Source organism: Paludibacterium yongneupense DSM 18731 (genome assembly GCF_000422925.1).
GTDB classification, from domain to species: Bacteria; Pseudomonadota; Gammaproteobacteria; order Burkholderiales; family Chromobacteriaceae; genus Paludibacterium; species Paludibacterium yongneupense.
In genome coordinates this window covers 23179-41691 of sequence record NZ_AUGZ01000034.1, presented here as the reverse complement: position 1 = coordinate 41691, position 18513 = coordinate 23179, and the positions used below count along the sequence as shown (strand labels likewise).

The window sequence follows — 18513 nt, the reverse complement described above, 5'->3', positions numbered from 1 at the left end:
GCTGGGCCTTGTCCTGCGCTGGGAAGGTCGCGGCGTGGACGAGATCGGCATCGTGGTCAGCGATCGCGGCGGCCGGCTCGCGCCGGGGCAGGTGGTGGTGCGGGTGGACCCGCGCTATTTCCGTCCGACCGAGGTCGAGACCCTGCTCGGCGATCCGTCCAAGGCGCACGCCAAGCTCGGCTGGAAACCGGCGACGCCGTTTGCGCAGCTGGTGGCCGAGATGGTGCGTCACGACTACGACCTCGCACGCCGCGACAGCCTGATCAAGGAACATGGCTTCAAGGCCATGGATTACAACGAGTAAGCAGGAACGAGAACAAGGGGCCGCAGCAGTGGCCCCTTGTCAGGATCAGTCGTAACAGTCCGCCTCTGCAAACGAAACCCCAGCCGCATCTTTGGGCGAAACGAGCGGCTCTCCCTGCAAAGGCCAGGTGATCTCAAGACTCGGATCATCCCACCGGATGCAGCGCTCATGCTCGGGTAGCCAGACGTCATTGGTTTTGTACACGAACTCTGCAACATCGCTCAGAACAAGAAACCCGTGGGCAAAACCGGGCGGGATCCATAGCTGACGCTTGTTCTCGGCACTAAGAAGAGCGGAAACCCATTGCCCGAAATGGGGAGAATGCCGACGCAGATCCACCGCGACATCGAACACCTCCCCCACTACCGCCCGCACCAGCTTTCCCTGCGCATGCTCGATCTGATAGTGCAAACCTCGCAGCACGCCACCGGAAGAACGCGAGTGATTGTCCTGAACAAAATCAGTGTGTCCACCGATGGCCGCATCAAACAAATCCTGGCGGAAACTTTCGAAAAAGAACCCGCGCTCATCGCCAAACACCAGCGGCTCGATCAACTTGACGTCGGGAATGCGTGTATCGGTAATCTTCATTGCGCGATCATTCCTTCAACAGGTCAAGCAGGTAGCGACCATAGGCATTCTTGCGCATGGGAGCAGCCAGCCTTTCCAGTTGCGCCGCACCGATCCATCCCTGACGGAAACAGACCTCCTCCGGGCAACTCACTTTGACCCCCTGGCGCGCTTCGAGTGTATGAATGAACTGGCTGGCATCCAGCATCGATTCATGCGTCCCTGTATCCAGCCAGGCATATCCTCGACCCATGGTCTGTACATCCAGTCCGCCGGCCTCCAGATACAGGCGGTTGATATCGGTGATTTCCAGCTCGCCACGAGCAGACGGTTTGAGCGAACGGGCAAAATCGACAACCTGGGAATCGTAGAAATACAAACCGGTCACGGCATAATTTGACTTGGGATGTTCGGGTTTCTCTTCCAGGCTGAGAGCCTGGCCCTCGGAATCGAATTCAACCACGCCATAACGTTCCGGGTCTGTCACCCTATAAGCAAAGACTGTTGCCCCGTGTTCTCGGGCCGCAGCCAGTTGCAACAGACGCGAGAATTCATGCCCGAAGAAAATATTGTCCCCCAGAACCAGTGCCGACGGTCCCCCTTGCAGAAACTGCTCGCCCAAAATAAATGCTTGAGCCAAGCCATCCGGACTGGGCTGCACCTCATACTGCAACGATATTCCCCACTGGCTGCCATCGCCAAGCAATTGCTCGAAACGAGGAGTATCCTGCGGGGTCGAAATGATCAGAATATCCCGGATCCCCGCCAGCAATAAAGTACACAAGGGATAGTAAATCATCGGCTTGTCGTAGATCGGTAGCAGTTGCTTGGACACGGCCAAGGTTGCCGGGTACAGTCGGGTGCCTGCACCGCCGGCCAGAATGATGCCCCTGCGTTGTGTCATACGGTTCTCCTGAGTGCATCCATCGAAATCAACATCTGGCGTACGCCGTCTTGCCATGGCGGCAGTGTCAATCCGAAATCATAGCGAACTCGCGAGGTGTCGAGCCGGGAGTTGGCAGGCCGTGCCGCCGGCAGCGGATAGCCGGATGCGGGAATAGGAAGGATGGCATCAGGACTCAGGGACAGCGGCCAACCCAGTTCAAGCGCGGTCTGGACGACGAAACGGGCAAGGCCATGCCAACTGGTCTCGCCTGCAGCGGTCAAATGATACGTTCCACCAGCGAAGCGGCCCGGTTCTCGCAAATAATGCGCCACCATATGCGCTGTCGCATCGGCAATCAAGGCCGATGATGTCGGCGCACCAATCTGATCCGCCACCATGGAGAGCGACTCGCGCTCGGCCGCCAGACGCAACACCGTCTTGACGAAGTTGGCCCCATGAGTGCCATATACCCAGCTCGTTCGCAGGATAAGGTGGCGTGCCTCACTGGCGCGCACAGCCTCTTCGCCCTTGCACTTGCTTAGCCCATACACCGATAGCGGGTGCGTAGGGTCATCCTCGCGGTAGGGTCGATCAAGAGATCCGTCGAAGACATAATCCGTAGAATAATGCACGAGCAGGACACCACGGCGGCTAGCCTCCTCAGCCAGCCGCGCCGGCAGCTCCGCATTGACCATGAATGTCGTCGCGGGATCGGATTCAGCCCTGTCCACCGCGGTCCAGGCCGCGGGATTGACGATGACATCCGGCCTGACCTCGTCGAGACAGCGCCGCAGAGCCACTTCATCTGTCAATTCGCAGTCGCGCCGGGTCAAGGAAACCACATCCCCCAGCGGAGCCAGCGCCCTCGCTAGTTCGAATCCTACCTGTCCATTGGCCCCGGTAACCATCAAGCGCGGCATGGTTCAGCTCCCATAGTGGCGTTGAACCCATTGACGATACGCCCCGCTCGTGACGTTCTCCACCCATTGAGAATGGTCGAGATACCAACGAACCGTTTTCTCCAATCCACTATCGAACGTTTCGACCGGTCGCCATCCCAGCTCACGGTACAACTTGCCGGCATCGATGGCATAGCGCCGGTCATGGCCAGGCCGGTCAGTGACATAACGAATCTGGGCCTCGTACAGCTTTCCGTCTGTACGCGGACGGAAACGGTCGAGGTGATGGCACAGTGTTCGAACCACTTCGATATTGGGCTTCTCGTTCCACCCCCCGATATTATAGGCCTCCCCAGGCGTTCCAGCTTCCAGCACTCGCCGTATCGCCGCGCAGTGATCTTTGACGTATAGCCAGTCGCGTACTTGGAGCCCGTCCCCGTAAATCGGCAGGCCCTTTCCGGCCAAGGCATTGAGAATGACCAACGGAATCAGCTTCTCGGGGAAATGGTATGGTCCGTAATTATTCGAACAATGCGTTATTAGCGTCGGCACGCCATAGCTGAAATGCCAGGCTCGCACAAGATGGTCGCTGGCCGCCTTGGACGCCGAATAGGGACTGTTCGGTTCGTAGGTGCTAGTCTCGGTAAAAGGCGCAGCGCCAGGCGCCAGACTTCCGAATACTTCATCGGTTGAGACATGCAGGAAACGGAACAGGCTACGCTCGCCATCAGACAAACCCCCGAAATAGCGGCGCACACTTTCCAGCAGCCGGAAAGTCCCCGTCACATTGGTGTGAATGAAATCCTCTGGACCATGCAGGGATCGGTCGACGTGGGACTCGGCAGCGAAATGGACTATCGCACGCGGTCGGTGAGTGGCGAGAAGGGCATCGACCAGCGGGCCGTCTCCGATGTCGCCATGCACGAATATATGGCGCGAATCACCATCTAGGCTCTGCAAAGTCTCAAGGTTTCCTGCATAGGTCAGCCTATCCAGGTTTACGATTGGCTCATCATACTGAGCGAGCCAATCGAGAACGAAGTTTCCACCGATAAAACCAGCACCTCCGGTAACTAAAATCATGGAACATCCGTCGCTATAAGAATGGTATGGATAGAATCTGGACAGCATTCGTCATGGTTGAGAATGGTACCCGATATGGCTTCATCTGTGGAACTTCAACGCTTCCCACCGTTTATTGAGCGGCATCCGGATGACCTTGCCTCAGCACCCTGCTCCTGTCTCGAATATCGCTCGAGACAGGAGCATCGAAATTGACAGCTGCGACAGACTGCAGGCTGTTACTATACTAACAACTATTGAAACCGAAAGTTTCGGCCAGATGGGCTCTCATTCTATACTGGCGGGTGCCCCCGGGAGTCGTTCGCACCCGCGGTCACGCCCGCGGACTCCCATGCATTTCCAGCTTCGCAACAGTCGGATCGCGGTCGCGGAGCAGAGCCAGGCCCTGCGGCCCAAAATCGCAGAGCAGCCCGCTTGCATGAGAAGTCGGCTGGAGCGGATTGAGGGGTATCTGGCGCCAGGTAGGCGAGGGCGGTATCGTTCGCATGGAAAGCCGATACGAACACAGCTGAATTCTGCGACTGACAGTAAAGCATGGACTCACGATGACTGATCAAAAAACCTATATTCCAACTCAATTCGAGAGTGAAGATCCGATTCTGCTTCTGGATCTGATTCTCGCTATTGCCCGGCATAAACGACTTATCATTGCCCTGCCTCTGCTTTGCCTTGCCCTATCCCTCGCCTACACGATGACCGTAGCAAAGCACTACGAAGCCAGCTCCATCCTGCTCTCCCCACCGACCAGCGACACAGATAGGAGCCGATTGCTTCCGTTCACCCAGAGCGTTGAACGAGTCACCGCATCGCTGCCAGGCTGCGCCGGCAACCGGTGCCATTTCGAAATATTCCCGGACCCGAAAAACGGACAGACTGTAATCCTGTTTCGCGCAGGCTCACCGGAACTTGCACTACAAGGGGCCAACGCGTCGGCTCGGGCCATTCTGGCCGATAGCCTGAGTCAGGGAACAACCCCGAGCGCGGTCCAGCAGAAATTGATGGCGACTCTGGCAGAAAGGACCCACAAGCAAATTGCCGCCCTCGCCCAGACGCTCCCGCGAAAACTGACTCTGAATGCAGCGATCATGCAGTGGCCGCAAGCATGGCGGCTTGCCGAAATCCGGGCTGATCTGTCCTTGATCATGTTCTACAAAACCTTAGGCTTGACTGATGCCAGCAACTATTCGACCAGCCTGGATAAATTCATCACTCAGCAATCTCTTTATCCGGATCGCGATTCTATACCCGGCCCAGTTCAGGAATGGCTTGAGCTCAACGCGCAGGAAAAGAAGATGCAGGCCATCAGGGCCAACCTGCAGGACATCGCCAAAACCGAGCTGGTCGTCATTCCGGGGATTCTCCCGACAGCTCCGGCTCCGCAGCCACATCGTATGAACCCGGCGATGGCAACCCTGGGCGGGCTGGTACTGGCCATTGTGCTCGCCATCCTGCAAGAGGGATGGAAGCGTATGATGCTGAGCGAGCAAAACCGCAGCAAAATTGATCAGATAAAAACGGCGCTCCGATCTTGACCAATTCGTAACCGGATCGCCCCAGGAAAGACGGCACTGATGGCGATCCTGGCACTCTCATTTCGCAGCCCCGTAAGGCGGGCTTGTCTTGGTCAACAAGGCATAGCCCTGCCCCAGATCCTTGACCGTGAAATCAATGTGTTTGCGCCGCAGTGCATTCTCGATATCCTGCCTTGCACTGCCCTTGCAGAAAGCGGACGCGTAAATATAGTATTTTATCTTGTATTGAAGCACGGCTCCGACATCGCAGCCGCAAGGGGTAAAGCGCCGCTCGAAGGTCGGAAGGTTAAGCGGCATTTGCCAATCGGAGCCCATCATCCAGTGCGACTCGTTTTTCATTGTGTCGTACAACAACTGATTGAAGCCCATATTATTGCTTTGAATACGCAGCCGGGTATTCAAATCCAGCAAACGTCCGTCAGGCACCAGCAATGGCGCGAGCAGTAAAACCAGGACGCCGGCAAGCGCACCTCTGCGCCCTAAGCGCAGAGGTGCGCGTCGGGACAACATCCGCCAGCCAACGAGTACCAAAGCAGTTAACAATAACGTCTTGCCCTTATGCTTGGTCACATCCACATAACGCAGAGCAAATACAGCCAGATAAATCAGAAGTCCCCAAACCGGCAGCCTGAACAACCAGTGCCGCCGCGAAGCATCCAGCAGCACAACCAGCCCGCTCGCCGCACCCATGGCCACCCACGGCAGGAAGGTATAGCCGGATCTCAGGTCATAAGAGACTAGTACGGCCCAGAACAGATATTGCGGAAGCAGGAAAAAAACGAACAGGCGGCGTATATCCGACCGCCCGGCCAACGCGACTCCCAATAACAGCGCCCAGAGGGCGCTGAGCCGGATATCGGAAAACTCCCGCAAGGCCGTCAGTGGCCTGAGCCAGTACGGCGAAGGAATCAGCATATTTCCTGCGTACAGGAAACTATCCAGATGATGCAGACTCCGCTCCCAGGTAAACGCGTACCAGTGCAAACCGATCAGGGCCAGAACGCTGGACAGGCCAAGGCACAACCAGATGCGCTGCCGAAACAGCGGCCAATGCGAACACAGCAAGGCCAGGCAGAACAATCCTGTCGCGACCAACCCTGGCTGCTTGATCACAGAAGCGGCAGACACCGACAACACAATGGTGATCAAGGTTGCCCAATGAACCGGTTCGCGCGCCTGAGTACGGGCAGGAACGGCGATTTCACCTATAAGGAGAAAGGCGTATATCGCGAAAACACCCATGGAGGCAGAAAATGGATCCGCATAACCGGAGAAGATGAAGGCAATACTGTAATACCACTGCATCTGGAACAGCGCAAAGAGCACACCCGAAATACAGGCGATACGCCGATAGTCCGGTCGGATCTGCCCGATGCGCCACAGACACAGCAGACCGAAATAGGGCATGACCTGAGTTACGACCTTGCTAACCAACTGCAAGTTCGTCGAACCGGCCAGCACATAGATGCTGGCATAGGCCGCCGGAACCGCCTGCGGATAGCCCCAATAGGAAATGACCCGCTGCTCGGCCCAAGCCATCGCCCAACGGTTCCATGAGGCAACAGTATCCCAGGCCTCAAACACATGTCCCACATCCTGGGCCAGAGCACAGTTCAGGAAAATAAGGGCAAGAACCAGTGCGGCACTGGCAAGCCTGTCGTTCTGAACGGGCTTGCTGACCGACGACGTAAAGTCACTTCCTCGGAAGGCGAACAGGCACACGAACTCGGACATGACGATGCAGAGCATCACTGATTGCGTATACCAGCCAGCGTTTACCAGCACAAACATCGTCAAGTAGTTGAGCAGCAGGCTCAGTGGTACCGAGATCAGCACCTTGTCAGCACATTCAAGACGAGTGAACTGCCTGGCACAGAGATAGCCGGGTAAGAACAGGACCTGCAGAAGCCCCAGTATCGCAAATGAAATCATATCCAACCGCAATGCCCGTTTTAGTTTGTCAGTTTAATCGTGACACAGTTTACGCACACCACCGTGATCGAGCAAAGCGGCGCAATACCGGCATACCGCGTAAAAATTTAAAATGGGATTTATAGCGCAGAAAGAAAGCGGGCAATTCTGCCCGCCGCACCAACGGGAAGTACGTCGAGTTCGGAATACTCCCGCCAGGAATGGGAAGCGGAGGAGCCGGACAAGAGGTCCCCCAGTTGTTCGCGAGTCTGCGCAACCGGCGTCAGACCGGATTTCAGGGTCGCCAGCCACTCGCGCTCACATTCGCGGGGCAGGACGGACAACGCAGGACATCCGAGCAAGTATGCCTCAAGCAGTAGCATGGTCGTCATACCGATCACCCTGTCCGAGGCGCAAAGCAAAGGCAAAGGATCACCTCCGGTGCGAAACTCGTCGATCCCTGCCGCGCAGACGTCAAAATCCGACAAATCGCTCTTCGGGTGGGGCCGCAGCACGATCCACGGCCTCGGAGTCATGCCGGCCGCCACATCGATCACTTCTTCCAGAACGATGGCAGCCCGGAAATCCGTGTCCCCCCGACCATGCAGGGTGTAAGCTTCGGACCGGTAAGAACAGGCAGGATCCAGCCGGTCGACGCCTTCCGCAAGGAACATCCAGATCTGCCGCCCCGACGGGGCGTCTGGAAAATGCTCCCTGCGCAGAGCCGCACGCCCCTGTTCGTCGAACCCCCTTTTTCGGGCACGGATATGATCATAATGGGGGTGCCCGTAAACCAGCATCCTGTCAGATGGAAAACCCAGCTTGAAAAAGGCGTCACGACAGTAAACATCGGGAAGAACCAGCCAATCGGGAACATGCTTCAAGGCGTCACGACTCCCGCCACGAAAGCGGTTTTCAGCGTTGACACACATGTCGACAACCCCCAATGTCGGAATCTGCCGTCTCCTCGCCAGTGACGTCAACCTGTGACCAAAGCAATCCGCATCCTCCGAACTGCCAAGTACGGCGGCCATTTTTCCGACAAGCATGTCTTCTGCCGATTCGTTGCTGCCACGTATCCGGGCCACAATTCCCCTGTCGGCACAATACGAACCGAGAGCGGGATCAATCCAAAACTCTGACTGCAGCCCCTGCGCTTGCAATGCTGCAGGAAGAGGCGACAGATAATTGGCCGCACCGGGATCGTCCGCATAGAGGAGAATCATGCGCACCGTTCTCTCACAGAATTCCGGCCCGAGCCCGAATCGACTCGACGACCGCCATGGTCACCAGCGCCTCAGCCCCGCTGCATGCGAGCGCAATGCCAGCGTTCAGCGTGGCGGCCAGATTATCGTACGCGTGGTACAAGGCGTCAGAGAGCCCCATCACTTCGCGCACCGTTTGCTCGTGGGCGATTTCGCTCGCCCCGCTCAATTGACGGTTGCCGGCCACTGGAGCGGCCTGACAGAACAACGTCTCGTTCAGCAATTGCACCCGGCCGCGTTCCGCCCAGATATCCAGACTCACTTCGCGATAGTTAGCGAACACCACTGGCTGCACCATCACATTCAAACCGCTGGCCATGCTCAAAGCAAAAGGAATATTGCAATCGCCACTGATCGGCCCCTCAACGAACCGTCTCCCGCCACCGGCCATGTCGACATCGGCAACCTCTCCAAAAAGCATCCGTATCAAGTCGATCAGATGGGTGCCATTGTTCAGCAAGCCGTTTCCGTACACTCCGAATACCGCCGTCGCGGCGCCCCACTCCTTTTCCAGCCCTCCCGCCGCCAATGCCTGCAATTTCTGGTCATAACGTCGTGGCAAATTTACAGCGACATGAATACCACGCCGCCCGCAGGCATCCAGAAAGCGCCTGGCGGCAAGCAAGTCGGTGCCGAGCGGTTTTTCGACCAGAACGGCACGCAGCGAAGGCATACGTTCAATCATTCCGAGGCGAGACTCGGGCGGTGTCGCGATCACGGCCACTTCAATCTCATCGGCGCATTCCAGCTCCTCGATCGAAGGAGCCGTAGCGCAAACGGACCAACGCTCGCGGGCATGCTCTCGTGCGGCAGCGGAAGGATCGACAACAGCCTTCCAGTCGAAGCAAGGGTGCTCTGCCAACACCTGGGCATGTGTACCATAACGAAACCAGGCCCCCTGGCGCGGGTCTTCCGCATACCCCGAGGCAATTTTTCCGAAGCCAAGCAAGGCCGTACGCCAACGGTGTGTCACCGTGCAGCCCTTTCCTCGCAATGGCGGTTGATCTCGACAATGTGCGGCTCGGCACGCAGCAAAGCCATCACCGGCTCGATACCGAAACAGGAGCCATGCACCGGCTCCAGCCGACGCACGACCTCGTTCTGAAAAACGAGGTCCTCCGGGTAATCAAGCTGCATGCGCCAGGCTGGTTCGCGCCATCGCTCAGGGGCGAGTATCTCGATCAAACGATAGCGCTCGGGGTGTTCGTAAAAATAGAGCGACACATGTTCGTGTACGGCGGCATCGCTGACCGTATCGCATACTTCTTCGAGCAGGGCTAGCGGAAAGACCTGGACATATTGCCCCATAGGCCAGGTCAACGTATTACCACAGTTGCTGACCACATCGACACGGTCGCGATGAGACAGGAACGTCAGCACACCCAGATCGACAATTTCGGGATCCGTCAACGGGCAGTCTCCCGTGATCTCGACAACCACATCGGAGTGCATGGAGCGTTGCGCCGCCACAACCCTCTCCAGCACATCGTCTTCGCTACCGCGAAAGCAGGCCACCCCATTCTGCCCGCACCACTCGGCAAGTACGTCATCGCTGGCTGAAGTCGACGTCGCGACAACAATGTCGTCAAGTTCACGACACTGCCGCAGCCTCTCCACCAAACGCCACAGCACCGGCTTGCCGTTGACATCGGCAAGCACCTTGCCCGGAAGACGGGAGGAGCCCATGCGCGCTTCAATACTTGCTACTACCCTTGGGCGGTTCATGCGTTTGACTTCCTTCTTTCGCTATGACTTGCGCAGAGAATCGAGGTTGGCGAAGACTTTCTGAAATCCATCGACATAGGCCTGCTGCTCTTGCTCGGTGAACAGGTGGGAGCAGACGTGCACTTCGATCAACTCCTTCTCATGCAGGCGTTCGACCACGGGGCACAGGCCGCGTTCGTAGGCGCGATCTGTCAGGGTAAACGGCCACCCATCACGCCCGATCGCCTTGCGCTGCTGGAACACGGGCAACCAGTACAGGGGTTCCACATAACCTTGAGAAACCGGGAGGCCTTCCGCCGCCAGCGCCGCCACGACCTTCTCGCGTGCAACGCCAGTCTGTTCCTCGTCGTAACTTGCACTCCATACGTAGTACACATGGCGACAATCAGGACGCACACGCGGCGGCGTCAGCCCTGGCAGCCCTCGGGTCGCTTCGGTGAGACGGTTTGCAATCGCTTCGCGGGCATCGACAAGGCGATCCACTTTTTTCAGTTGTTCAATACCGATAGCCGCACTCAGTTCGGTCATCCGTAAATTGAACCCAATAATGTTGGTAATGTCTGCTATCTTCAGCGGCTCGACGATGTTCTCGCCATGATTACGGATCGCCCGCAGTCGCAATGCCAGCTCGTCGTCATCGGTACAGCACATACCCCCTTCACCGGTATGGATATGCTTGTGATAATTCAGGCTGAAAACACCGATATGCCCGACAGTGCCGGCATAACGGCCAAATTCGGTGGCCAGCGGCGCCTGTGCCGCATCTTCGATCAGATAGATCCCTTTTTCATCGGCCAACTGCCGCAATTCGCGCAATGCTCCCGGGTGGCCAAACAGATCGACAACGACGATGGCTCGGGTCTTCGATGTGATGGCCGCTCTGACCTTGGCCGGGTCGAGACAAAAAGTCTGAGGCTCGAGATCGACAAATACCGGGATGCCACCATAGAACAAGGGGGCAACGACCGTCGCCGACATGGAATACGGAGGAACAATGACCTCATCGCCGGGGCCGACGCCTACGGCTCCCAATGCGGCGATCAAACCCGATGTATTGGAGTTGACGGAAATGGCGTGACGACAACCAAAGCGAGCCGCCCAACTCGCTTCGAAGCCTTTGACCTCCGATCCGCCATCGAAGTCGTCACACCAGGCACCGATGAATGCCGACAGCTTACCTGAACGGGCGACACGCGTAACGGCTGCAACTTCCTCTTCCCCCATCGAGTTATAGGGCGTGAAGGGGCGATCATATACAGGTTGCCCGCCCAACAGAGCCAGAGTATTCACGGTAGATCCTTATAAAATAGTTGCCAATGATGCATCAGTCTTCAGCATCGAGATCGGAACCCAGCATGCTCCAGTTGACCGGAGTTCCGATCTTGAGGTCGCAAGCCACGCGGCGGCCCAGCAAACCATCGTAGTGCTTGGGGGCCAGTCCGAGTCCTGGACGGACGCAACGCAGATTTTCCGGAGTCAAGACCTCGCCCGCTTTCATATCGCGTGCGATATAGAGGGAGCGACGAAACACCAGCGACTTTTTCTCCGCGGCACTCGCTCCATAGCTGACTCCCCCCAGCGAGAGCCAGGCCCTCTCCGTTTCCGTAACAAGACTCTTCATTTCCTGCGGTTCCAGCGAGAACGCACTGTCTACCCCTCCGTCTGCACGGCTGAGAGTAAAGTGTTTCTCGATGACGGAAGCGCCATGCGCCACAGCGGCAATGGATACGCCAACACCCATCGTATGATCTGACAAGCCGATTTCACACCCAAACAAGGCGCGCATATGAGGAATCGTCAGCACATTGCTGTTCTGTGGCGTGGCAGGGTAAGTGCTTGTGCATTTAAGCAGGACCAACTGCCTGCAGCCAGACTCCCTTACCGTCGTGACGAGTTCGTCCAGTTCGGACAGGGAAGCCATGCCCGTGGAAACGATCAACGGTTTCCCTGTTGCCGCGGCCTTGCGAATGAGAGGCAGATCGGTATTCTCGAACGAGGCAATCTTGTAGCAAGGGACGTCCAGCGCCTCAAGGAAATCCACTGCGCTTTCGTCGAATGGGGTACTGAACGGAATCATGCCATGTTGGCGCGCACGTTCAAAAATAGGGGCATGCCACTCCCATGGCGTATGCGCCTCTTCGTACAGCTCGTACAGCGACTTGCCCTTCCACAGCGACTGCTGATCTGTGATCAAGAACTCGCCATCGCGAGTGTTCAGTGTCATCGTGTCGGCGGTATAGGTCTGAATTTTCAGCCCCTGAGCGCCAGCGGCGGCGGCGGCATCGACAATCGCCAGGGCTCTATCCAGCGACTGGTTGTGGTTACCCGACATCTCGGCAATGACGAAGGGGGGGGCGGACGGGCCGATCTCCCTCCCTGCTATGGCAAATTGCCGATCAAAAAACGTAGCGCTGCTCATGAGGCGTCCAAGTCGAGTACGAAAGTAAATTTGCAACCGCGGTAACCGGCTGCACTGAAGGCGGCAAGCGAGGCGGAGTTGGCCGGTAGTATCTCGGCCACGATCCGTCGAACATCGGGGCGGCATCGACGCAACCAGGCCGAAGCCTGACTGACCAATCCACAACGGACAGTCTGCGTGCCAGGAACACGGTAGACCGAAACAAGCGCATCGGGAAGCGCGAGATCAAAGCGGACCACCCCCACCGGGCGCCCTCCCAGCCTGGCGATCAGCAGAATCCGGTTCGGATCCTCGAGCGTTCTCGCGAGCCAGGACTCGTGCAGCTCCGATCCTATTTCATGTGAATCGAGCGACGCGCGACGGATGTCGGCGTGATTTCGCCAGCACAGCAAATCTGCGCTATCGGCAGATGTAGCCGGTTGGAATGTCAGAACAACCGGCATCAGATGGTCGGCAACCCGCAAAACCCCCTGACCATCCACCAGACCCAAGCCGCGTTTCGATATGCCGTGCAATAAGGCTGGGCTCGACAGGGCAGAGGCAAGCCAAGCCCCCATGATTCCGACGTCCGGCTCCTGCAAACGAGAACACCCCAGTACATAACCCCCTTCGAGTAACGCATCGAGAACAGGAGCCTGGTTATCCGCAATACCGAACGCCAGCGTCGGCAGTCCGAGGCAGGCACGCTCCCAGTTCATGGTTCCCCCGGCACCGATGGCCAGATCGGCCTCTGCCATCAACTCAGCAAGGGTATCTGTCGGAGGATGTAACACAGTGTTCGGAAGTTGCCGACACAGAGTTTCCAGCGTGGCACGATGCGGGTTCGCCGCCCCCGCGACAACATCGATCCGCTCAAGCCCGCCAGCATATTCAGCCAGCGCCTGCAAAGTCGCAGCGGTAAAGTTGGCGGAATCGGCACCGCCAAAACAGACAATGACGCGCCTTACCGCACCCAGCCTCGCCGTGGCCAGGGTGCGTTGAATCCGAAATTGGGGAGCCAGCAGGGCGAAGCTTGGGCCGAGCAATACCGTCGCCTCCGCCGGTACATGCTTCCGATAGCGTTCGGCGCCTTCGACGGAATAATTTTGATCCAGCAACAAGTCGCAGTCATGCTCACGGTTGTCCAAATCATCGATGACGGCCACCTTTGCAACGCCGGCGACGCGCAGCGCCCTCTCCCAGCGGGCATCGAGCGCATAATGATCCACGACCAGCCAGTCGACCTTCCCCAGCGTATCGACTATCTCACGCGTACCGAGGGCGTCGATACGCCAGTCGGCGTCACCGCCGGACAGACGATGAACATCAAATTTTTGCTCAGCGAGCCAGGCGCAAAAATTCCCCGTTGTTTCGCGGCATATGAACACGACGCGGGCCCCACGTGCACTTAACTCGTGCGCAAGAGTGGCACAACGGACAATGTGGCCGGCGCCAACGGTCGTCGATGCATCGGCACGAAAAACAATGGTTGGCATCGATCAGTGCCCCGCAGGCGGGCAGTAGTTCTGCCGGACGGGGACCCCTGCTGCGGCAAGCGCTTTCTTTGCGCCGGCCGGGGTTTGCTCGGTAAAGTGGAAGATGCTGGCAGCGGCAACGGCGGATGCGCCCGCCGACTGTATCGCCTGGCGCATATGCTCGTAGTTTCCGGCCCCCCCCGAAGCGATGACCGGGACATTCACGACATTCACGACCTTCTCGATCAATTCAAGATCATAGCCCTGCATCGTACCGTCACGTTCGATCGAGGTCACCAGAATCTCGCCCGCCCCCTGGTCCTGCATCCGGCGCGCCCAGTCCTCAACCGTGCAAGCCTGTTCGCGCGTCCCACTATGACTGAAACACAGGTAACGCCCATCCGCCATGCGCCTGACATCAATGCTGACCATCACACACTGAGAGCCGAAGCGCTTCGCAGCCGATTCGATGAGGCCGGGATCGGCATACGCCGCTGAGTTGATGCAGATCTTGTCCGCACCTGAACGCAAAAGGCGCTGGATCTGAACGATATTTGTGATCCCCCCCCCCACGGTGAGCGGCACAAAGCATTCTTCGGCAAAGTCGAGTACTGAACCGCAATCGGGTTCGTTGCTTTCCTGGCTCGCCATAATGTCGACCAGAACCAGTTCATCGACGTCCCGCGTGTTATAAACCTTGACCGCAGGCAAAACCGGGCCGACGCGGCGCCAGCTGTCGAAACCGACCCCCTTGACCAGGCCAAAATCCTTCCAGAGCAGGGTCGGGATGACACGAACCTTTAGCATGAGGTTAATTCGAGGAAATTTTTAAGAAGCCGGAAGCCCGCCCTAGAGCTTTTTTCCGGATGAAATTGTGCGCCAAAAACCAAACCCGAGCCGACGGCAGCGGCCACCGGGATGCCATAATCGGTCGACGCAAGCAGATGCAAAGACTGTTGCGTCCGGAAGGCATAGCTATGGACAAAGTAGAAATCCGTACCATCAGGAATACCGGCCAAAAGCGGGGACGGCTGCAATTGCGATGCTGATGTAATGGCATTCCACCCCACATGAGGAACCCGTAATGTGCACCCCAGTTCGGAAAGATGGATCACTTCTCCCGGAATCAACCCCAGGCCCGGCGTATCCCCCCCTCCTTCATTCCCGGATTGTGCAAGCAACTGCATACCGAGACAGATACCCAGTAGCGGTTTGCCATGCTGAAGAACCTGGTCGTGTATTGCATCAACCCATCCCCGGCCCTGCAGCAAGTCCATTGCATCGCCGAAGCTGCCGACCCCGGGCAGGATAATCCTGTCGCTCTCCCGCAACTGCTCAGGGGCATCAATCACCACCGGCGTCGCACCCAGTTCGAGCAAGGCGCGCTGCACCGAAGCCAGGTTACCCATCCCGTAATCTACGATGGAAACAATCATACGTTGTCGTAATTGATTTTGGTCAGGTTGCCGTGCCCATCCTTGAGTAGGCGACCCTTGTCATCGAGGACAAACACCCTCTTGTTGGTAAATTTATCGCAGATCGCGACAAATTCATCCACGGTCATTCCCAACGGTTCAAGAGTCTCATGAAGCGGCTTTCCCAGGTACTCCCAGGGAAACAGGCCATCCAGGCGTTTGACAATGTCCATACCCATCTTACGATTCAACCGCCCACGGCGGATATGCAAGCTAGCGTGGTCCGACGCCCGACCGAAGCCGAACTTCAAATACTTAAAATATTCGTGAATTGCAACCTGGTGGTTGTCGAGGTTCTCATAATTGACCATGGAGCCCAACGTCACGTTCGGGGGCGTCGAGAAACCATACGCCTGCGCGATTACGGCATTGGCCAGACCATCCCAAGGCAAGTAGTAGCCGAGGAACAACCCCGTCACACCAACTCGCGCCAATTCTTCATCGTTGGGATAGACATAAGGAATCAGGTGGCGCGCTTCCAAGCCGTCGATTCCGATCAGATCGGAAACACGCAGGCCGAGCAGGCCGCCGAACTCTTCTAGCCAGCGGCGGTTGAGGCAATTGCTTTCTGCGGCCGCGGCGGGACCACCATATTCGTTCTGGGAATTCTCGCCCCAGATAATCAAGGGAACATTGTACTGGACGGCGGCCCGTACCGGAATTGTGAAGATGCCCACATGCTCGGGCCAGGAAATATCACCGACCTGCGTCAGGCCGATGCGGTTGAGCTTGGCCCGGACATTTGGGTTGGGCGACATCTCGACATGGTCGACGCCCAGCTTTTTGATGTTCTCGATATTCTTGCGCCCGATCGGGGTCAAATCGCAGGTGGTCGCGGTCACACACAAGGGATTCATCCCCAGGCTGAGGACTTGCAACACCTGAAAAGTGCTGTCTTTGCCCCCAGAGACGGGAACGATACAATCCCAATGGCTACCGTCCTCGCAACGATACCGGTCCAGTATCGCGGAGAGAGCCTTAGAGCGCGCATCCCAGTCGACAGTCGCACGGTTCTCGTAACTGCGGCAGGCGTTGCAGACACCGTCCTCGTCCAGATGGAGATCAGGCTTCGTATGGGGCATGACGCAGCGGGTGCAATATTTAATCATTTCTAGTATCCATTGGATGAATCTTCGCAGCAACGCCACCGGCATGGGGCAACAGATAGCTCGCCATAGCCTCAGCCTGAGCCCAGTCCTCCGCCGTATCGATGTCCTGAACGCGCCAGCGAGGAATCGTCACCACGGTGGAGTGATCGCCAAAAATACGGACCTTCTCTAGCCAGGCCTCGGCCCGGCCCCAGTAGAATTGCCCGGCATCATGCAAGACCTCCGGCAGATCCTGCGAACGACTAGTGTAATGCTCGGGAAACACCATGCTCAAGCCCCCGTCAGCCGTTTGTGAAAAGGAACGGAAGACCGGGTAGGCATAGGTAGTCGCGGCAAATACATAGGCCCAGCCCCCCGTTTCGAGCAACGTTCCCGCCCGGCAAATGTCATCGGCGCCAACAAATGGCGCCGTAGCATAGATGCAGCACACCTGCTCTGGAATCTCGCCTTGCCGCCGCAACCAGTCCACCGCATGCGCAACCACTTCGACAGTACCCGTATAATCGTCGGACAGTTCAGGCGGCCTGATGAACGGGACTTCGGCACCGAAGCGCTTTGCCACGCCGGAAATCTCAGCGTCATCGGTCGACACAATGATGCGGTCGAATACTCCCGTTTTCTTGGCGCAGAGAATCGAATGCGCAATCATCGGGATACCCGCAAAAGGGAGGATGTTTTTGCGTGGAATCCGTTTGCTGCCCCCCCGGGCTGGGATGATCGCTACTCTCATAAGACGTCTCGCAGCGCACGGACCACCTCATCCTGTTCCACATTCGTCAGAGCAGGATATAGCGGCAGGGTAATTGCGCTGGAACCATGCCACTCGCCCTCGGGACAATAGCCGGAGCCAAATCCCAGCGCACGGTAGTAGGGCTGCAAATGCACAGGGGCATAATGGACATTGACCCCGATGCCACGCTCGCGCAACGCATCATATAAACGCCGCTGTGCTCCCGGGGGGCTTCCGGCCAGTATCCTGACCACATACAAGTGGTAGGCGGACACATTGCCTTCCATAACCCGCTGCCGCTGCAACGGCAGTTCCTCCAGCAAGACATCGTAACGCCTGGCAAGAGCGTTGCGAGCGGCGACAAACGGCTCCAGATGGGTCAACTGGCTCAAACCCAGCGCGGCATGGATATCCGTCATCCGGTAATTGAAACCCAGGCCCTGTTGCTCGTAGTACCACGGTCCTGGCGATGGCTGGCTGAAGGTGGAATCATCCCGTGTGATTCCGTGGCTGCGCAGACGCCTCATGCTTTCAGCCAGAGCGGCATCGTTGGTCAGTGCCATACCCCCTTCACCAGAAGTAATGATCTTCACGGGATGAAAACTGAACACGGTGATATGGGACCAACGGCAACTGCCTACAGCCTCGCCCAAGAACGAGGCACCGATTGCATGCGATGCGTCCTCGATGACCTTGAAGCCATATTCCTGCGCAAGATTCCAGATCGCAGCCTGCTCAGTGGGCAGCCCGGAAAAATGGACTGGAACAACGACACTGGGCAGGGTGCCAGCCAAGCGAGCCTGCTCGAGTTTCTTGCTCAATGCAGAAACGCTCATATTCCAGGTCAGGGGGTCGATATCGACGAAATCGACATCCGCTCCGCAGTAGCGTGCGCAATTCGCAGAAGCCACGAAGGTATTAGGAACTGTCCACAAGCTCTGTCCGGGGCCAAGTCCCAATGCCAGGCAAGCAATGTGCAGGGCGCCAGTCGCCGAATTAACAGCCACAGCGTGCGCAGCCCCCACCCGATGCGCCACCGCCTCCTCGAAAGCAGGGACGACCGGCCCCTGCGTCAGAAAATCCGACCGCAGCACTGAGGATACCGCATCGATATCCTCTTGCCCGATGCTTTGGCGTCCGTAGGGAATCAT

Annotated in this window: 18 protein-coding genes; 2 read left to right on the top strand and 16 right to left on the bottom strand. The window is 57.5% G+C overall.

The genetic code is table 11. The features are described 5' to 3' along the window. The coding region (locus G520_RS0112295) for a GDP-mannose 4,6-dehydratase (RefSeq protein WP_028535931.1) at nt 1-304 on the top strand (304 nt) is incomplete at its 5' end. Between the two features lie 45 nt (nt 305-349). On the opposite strand, the gene rfbC is transcribed toward G520_RS0112295, so the two are convergent. Genes rfbC through rfbB form a run of 4 tightly spaced genes read right to left on the bottom strand, consistent with a single transcriptional unit; the run spans nt 350 to nt 3742 of the window. Next, nucleotides 350-895 carry a dTDP-4-dehydrorhamnose 3,5-epimerase gene (gene rfbC / locus G520_RS0112290; RefSeq protein WP_028535930.1) on the bottom strand — a complete coding sequence of 182 codons (546 nt, stop codon included), beginning with the start codon at nt 893-895 and terminating at the stop codon, nt 350-352. A gap of 7 nt (nt 896-902) precedes the next feature. After that, nucleotides 903-1778: a glucose-1-phosphate thymidylyltransferase RfbA gene (rfbA, locus tag G520_RS0112285; protein WP_028535929.1), complete on the bottom strand. Its 876-nt coding sequence runs from the start codon at nt 1776-1778 to the stop codon at nt 903-905. Then, the gene (gene rfbD / locus G520_RS0112280; RefSeq protein ID WP_028535928.1) at nt 1775-2680 is read right to left on the bottom strand and encodes a dTDP-4-dehydrorhamnose reductase; all 906 of its coding nucleotides are present in this window, start codon (nt 2678-2680) and stop codon (nt 1775-1777) included. The genes rfbA and rfbD overlap by 4 nt, the downstream gene beginning before the upstream one ends. Nucleotides 2681-2683: 3 nt before the next feature. Continuing rightward, nucleotides 2684-3742 (bottom strand): dTDP-glucose 4,6-dehydratase, encoded by a 1059-nt coding sequence (rfbB, locus tag G520_RS0112275; RefSeq protein ID WP_028535927.1) that lies wholly within the window; start codon nt 3740-3742, stop codon nt 2684-2686. A 545-nt stretch (nt 3743-4287) separates the two neighbouring features. Between rfbB and G520_RS0112270 the strand changes: the two genes are divergently transcribed. Further along, entirely contained in the window at nt 4288-5274 is a 987-nt protein-coding gene (locus G520_RS0112270) for a Wzz/FepE/Etk N-terminal domain-containing protein (RefSeq protein ID WP_028535926.1), read from the top strand. 57 nt (nt 5275-5331) lie between these two features. Here the strand turns inward: G520_RS0112270 and G520_RS0112265 are convergent, their stop codons facing one another. The 12 genes from G520_RS0112265 to pseC form a co-directional block, all read right to left on the bottom strand. After that, a complete protein-coding gene (locus tag G520_RS0112265) occupies nt 5332-7206 on the bottom strand; it encodes a hypothetical protein (RefSeq protein ID WP_028535925.1) in 1875 nt (624 codons plus the stop codon). Between the two features lie 119 nt (nt 7207-7325). After that, the gene (locus G520_RS0112260) at nt 7326-8411 is read right to left on the bottom strand and encodes a glycosyltransferase family protein (protein WP_028535924.1); all 1086 of its coding nucleotides are present in this window, start codon (nt 8409-8411) and stop codon (nt 7326-7328) included. 13 nt (nt 8412-8424) lie between these two features. Continuing rightward, nucleotides 8425-9423, bottom strand: a complete 999-nt coding sequence (locus G520_RS24465) for a Gfo/Idh/MocA family protein (protein ID WP_169449838.1) — start codon at nt 9421-9423, stop codon at nt 8425-8427. After that, the gene (locus tag G520_RS0112250) at nt 9420-10136 is read right to left on the bottom strand and encodes a cytidylyltransferase domain-containing protein (protein WP_051229366.1); all 717 of its coding nucleotides are present in this window, start codon (nt 10134-10136) and stop codon (nt 9420-9422) included. Before G520_RS0112250 ends, G520_RS24465 begins: the two co-directional genes overlap by 4 nt. Nucleotides 10137-10196: 60 nt before the next feature. Next, a complete protein-coding gene (locus G520_RS0112245; RefSeq protein ID WP_028535921.1) occupies nt 10197-11465 on the bottom strand; it encodes a DegT/DnrJ/EryC1/StrS family aminotransferase in 1269 nt (422 codons plus the stop codon). A 34-nt stretch (nt 11466-11499) separates the two neighbouring features. Further along, nucleotides 11500-12594 carry a pseudaminic acid synthase gene (pseI, locus tag G520_RS0112240; protein WP_036666212.1) on the bottom strand — a complete coding sequence of 365 codons (1095 nt, stop codon included), beginning with the start codon at nt 12592-12594 and terminating at the stop codon, nt 11500-11502. Further along, on the bottom strand, nt 12591-14069 hold the full coding sequence (gene pseG, locus G520_RS22645) for a UDP-2,4-diacetamido-2,4,6-trideoxy-beta-L-altropyranose hydrolase (RefSeq protein WP_084637607.1): 1479 nt from the start codon (nt 14067-14069) through the stop codon (nt 12591-12593). Before pseG ends, pseI begins: the two co-directional genes overlap by 4 nt. A 3-nt stretch (nt 14070-14072) precedes the next feature. Then, nucleotides 14073-14855, bottom strand: coding sequence for an imidazole glycerol phosphate synthase subunit HisF (gene hisF, locus G520_RS0112230; protein WP_028535919.1), 783 nt, complete (start codon nt 14853-14855; stop codon nt 14073-14075). Further along, on the bottom strand, nt 14849-15484 hold the full coding sequence (gene hisH / locus G520_RS0112225; RefSeq protein ID WP_028535918.1) for an imidazole glycerol phosphate synthase subunit HisH: 636 nt from the start codon (nt 15482-15484) through the stop codon (nt 14849-14851). Before hisH ends, hisF begins: the two co-directional genes overlap by 7 nt. After that, entirely contained in the window at nt 15481-16632 is a 1152-nt protein-coding gene (locus G520_RS0112220; protein WP_028535917.1) for an N-acetyl sugar amidotransferase, read from the bottom strand. The genes hisH and G520_RS0112220 overlap by 4 nt, the downstream gene beginning before the upstream one ends. Then, nucleotides 16625-17362 (bottom strand): pseudaminic acid cytidylyltransferase, encoded by a 738-nt coding sequence (gene pseF / locus G520_RS22640; RefSeq protein WP_051229364.1) that lies wholly within the window; start codon nt 17360-17362, stop codon nt 16625-16627. Before pseF ends, G520_RS0112220 begins: the two co-directional genes overlap by 8 nt. Further along, entirely contained in the window at nt 17359-18513 is a 1155-nt protein-coding gene (gene pseC / locus G520_RS0112210) for a UDP-4-amino-4,6-dideoxy-N-acetyl-beta-L-altrosamine transaminase (RefSeq protein ID WP_028535916.1), read from the bottom strand. Before pseC ends, pseF begins: the two co-directional genes overlap by 4 nt.

What these genes read in the sequence shown, in the direction of transcription:
- G520_RS0112270 (WP_028535926.1), top strand. Translation starts at nt 4,288, where the DNA reads ATGACTGATCAAAAAACCTATATTCCAACTCAATTCGAGAGTGAAGAT.
- rfbD (WP_028535928.1), bottom strand. Translation starts at nt 2,680, where the DNA reads ATGCCGCGCTTGATGGTTACCGGGGCCAATGGACAGGTAGGATTCGAA.
- pseC (WP_028535916.1), bottom strand. Translation starts at nt 18,513, where the DNA reads ATGATTCCCTACGGACGCCAAAGCATCGGGCAAGAGGATATCGATGCG.
- hisH (WP_028535918.1), bottom strand. Translation starts at nt 15,484, where the DNA reads ATGATTGTTTCCATCGTAGATTACGGGATGGGTAACCTGGCTTCGGTG.
- pseF (WP_051229364.1), bottom strand. Translation starts at nt 17,362, where the DNA reads ATGAGAGTAGCGATCATCCCAGCCCGGGGGGGCAGCAAACGGATTCCA.
- pseI (WP_036666212.1), bottom strand. Translation starts at nt 12,594, where the DNA reads ATGAGCAGCGCTACGTTTTTTGATCGGCAATTTGCCATAGCAGGGAGG.
- G520_RS0112260 (WP_028535924.1), bottom strand. Translation starts at nt 8,411, where the DNA reads ATGATTCTCCTCTATGCGGACGATCCCGGTGCGGCCAATTATCTGTCG.
- hisF (WP_028535919.1), bottom strand. Translation starts at nt 14,855, where the DNA reads ATGCTAAAGGTTCGTGTCATCCCGACCCTGCTCTGGAAGGATTTTGGC.
- G520_RS0112250 (WP_051229366.1), bottom strand. Translation starts at nt 10,136, where the DNA reads ATGGGCTCCTCCCGTCTTCCGGGCAAGGTGCTTGCCGATGTCAACGGC.
- rfbB (WP_028535927.1), bottom strand. Translation starts at nt 3,742, where the DNA reads ATGATTTTAGTTACCGGAGGTGCTGGTTTTATCGGTGGAAACTTCGTT.
- rfbC (WP_028535930.1), bottom strand. Translation starts at nt 895, where the DNA reads ATGAAGATTACCGATACACGCATTCCCGACGTCAAGTTGATCGAGCCG.
- G520_RS0112265 (WP_028535925.1), bottom strand. Translation starts at nt 7,206, where the DNA reads ATGATTTCATTTGCGATACTGGGGCTTCTGCAGGTCCTGTTCTTACCC.
- rfbA (WP_028535929.1), bottom strand. Translation starts at nt 1,778, where the DNA reads ATGACACAACGCAGGGGCATCATTCTGGCCGGCGGTGCAGGCACCCGA.
- G520_RS0112220 (WP_028535917.1), bottom strand. Translation starts at nt 16,632, where the DNA reads ATGATTAAATATTGCACCCGCTGCGTCATGCCCCATACGAAGCCTGAT.
- pseG (WP_084637607.1), bottom strand. Translation starts at nt 14,069, where the DNA reads ATGCCAACCATTGTTTTTCGTGCCGATGCATCGACGACCGTTGGCGCC.